This is a genomic window from Ileibacterium valens (assembly GCF_001945525.1).
GTDB lineage: Bacteria > Bacillota_I > Bacilli_A > Erysipelotrichales > Erysipelotrichaceae > Ileibacterium > Ileibacterium valens.
Window position 1 is genome coordinate 1 of sequence record NZ_MPJW01000072.1, and the last position, 2,333, is coordinate 2,333.

The 2,333-nt window shown below is 39.8% G+C and carries 2 protein-coding genes; both read right to left on the minus strand.

The features are described 5' to 3' along the window. Nucleotides 1–190: 190 nt before the first annotated feature. Nucleotides 191–961, minus strand: coding sequence for an IS21-like element helper ATPase IstB (gene istB, locus BO222_RS02565; protein WP_075818114.1), 771 nt, complete (start codon nucleotides 959–961; stop codon nucleotides 191–193). Continuing rightward, entirely contained in the window at nucleotides 958–2,157 is a 1,200-nt protein-coding gene (gene istA / locus BO222_RS02570; protein WP_158024542.1) for an IS21 family transposase, read from the minus strand. Before istA ends, istB begins: the two co-directional genes overlap by 4 nt. Nucleotides 2,158–2,333: the final 176 nt, after the last annotated feature.

The following is a 2,333-nucleotide window of genomic DNA, read 5'->3' on the forward strand; positions in this document are numbered from 1 at the left end:
TGTAAATGTCAATCAGAAAATGTACAAATTGGGTAATTAAAAGATGTACAATTTTGAGCATATTAAAAGAGAGCTGGGGGCGGTGAAACGCAGGTGATGTCGGTAAAATATCGGCCATTAGACATCACTGAAGTGGAACCGCCCCCTGCTCTTCGTCGCCTTTACCCTATTGAATCTTGCTGTCTTCCATTTATTTTCCTCTCATTTCTTCTTGATCACTCATCCCTCCAATATCCTTTGTTCGATAACTGGGGCCATTAATGGTCACCACATGGCAATGGTGCAACAGACGATCGAGAATGGCATTGGCAGTTACAGGATCTCCAAACAGCTCTCCCCATCCTGAAAATACTATGTTGGTTGTAATGATTGTCGATTTTTTTTCATACCGTCTTGATATCAGCTGAAACATCAGATTTGCCGCCATCGCATCCAGATTCAGATATCCAATTTCATCGATGATCAGAAGACGATATTTTGAATAGTGTTTCAGCTTGGCTTCCAGCCTGTTTTCATGGGCAGCCTGTTTCAATTGCTCCATCAGCGCATGACAGGTGATGAAATAGGTACTGTAATGGTGCTTGGCCGCTTCTATTCCAATAGACACAGATAAATGGGTTTTGCCTGTTCCTGAGGTACCACAGAATAGAATATTTTCATTTGCTTCAATAAAACGCAAAGTACCCAGCTCCAGAATCTCTCCTTTATCAATTCCTGGTTGAAAGGAAAAATCATAATCATGAAATTCTTTGAGAAATGGAAAGCCTGCTGTTCGCACACAGGAAGTGATCATTCTTTCCATTCTCTTTGCTTTCTCCAGCTCTGTCAGTTCATAAATGGCATCTGTAATTTCAATCTCTCCTTTGTTAACCAAAGAGAGATAGTGAGGAAGCTGTTCTCTGAATTCATGCAGTTTCAGTTCATCGAGATTATTAATTAATCTGTTGTAGTTGTTGGTCACTTCTTCTCCTTCTTTGTTTCTGGCAAAAGGCAGTCAAACCGTTCAAGATTCTTCTTGGCAATCTCTCTGATTTCATTTTCAGATTTTCCCTTTATATTTAACCCATTCACATAGTGATCGAAGTGATAATTCTTTTTGTCGTTTGATATACTATGAATGGTTATGAGTTCGTTTTTATTGTCATAAATGAACAGATTGTCATTGCATGCATAAAGATGGACTCTTTTGCCTATATAGTTTTTTGGTACGGAATATCCTTTGCCTTTGTAGGAGACCAGCAGTGTTGGTGGCACTGTTCGAACTTCATGCTCTTTCAGGTAGCTGTCCAGCAGAACCTGATGGGGTAATGGCTTAAGATATTCCTTTTCTTTTTGAAAAAGTGCGGTGGGTGGCATCCCGGTTGTTCCATTGATCTGATTGTTTGTTCGTCTGGTGAGAATTTCATCAACCAGATGCCGGATATCATCTGCATCATTGAGTTCTCCATCATAGGGGAGCAGCCAGGACTGAAATCGATTAGCAGATTCATCCTTTCCCTTTGTTTGAGGAGATCTAACCTTGCAGAGTTTGAGTTCAACGCCCAAATCCTTGAAAAATTGTGCAGCCTTCGTATTTATTCTTCTATTCTTTCCGTTTATGCTGACCAGCGCAGGCATGTTATCAGTAAGCAGTTCTTTGGTTACGCCACCTAATTTTCTGAAGACATCAACGGTACATCGAATAAAATCATCCGTTGTAATGGATGGAGCGTAGATAAAAACATGCTCTCTGGACCAGCCCAGGGTAGCAGAATAGACATTGAAGGGAACTGTTTCACCTGATTTCAATCTGAGCTTTAATCCTTCTATCCAATCCACCTGAATCTGCTGACCAGGCGGTGTTTCAAAATGGACATGTGCAGCTTGTCCGTGAGAGCGAGAAATCTGAATATCTTTTTTGCGAATATAGGCTTTGAGACTTTCATAGGTACCAGGAATTTGACTGTCACCCATTGTTTCACGAAAGAATTCATGAAGTCCGCGAATAGTAATTCCAGGTATTTCGAGTTTTTGATTAATAAGATCCAAATATGGATCCCATCTACTAAATTCCTTTTTCTTTTTTCTTTTTGGCATCCCTCCATTCTCGTAATACTTCTTAACCGTTCTACGATCAATGCCATAAGCCTTAGCCAATGCAGAAAAATTTGGTTTCAAGTTTGTGTCCTTTATCAACCGAATCGTTGAAGTTAATTTTTGGAACTTATCCATGAAAATTCCACCTCCAGAATCAGTTTCTTAAGGTGGATTCATGAGATCCAATCAGATAACCAATAACATTTTTGTACATGTAATCATTACCCGGATTGGACATTTAAACTTTACCCGTAACA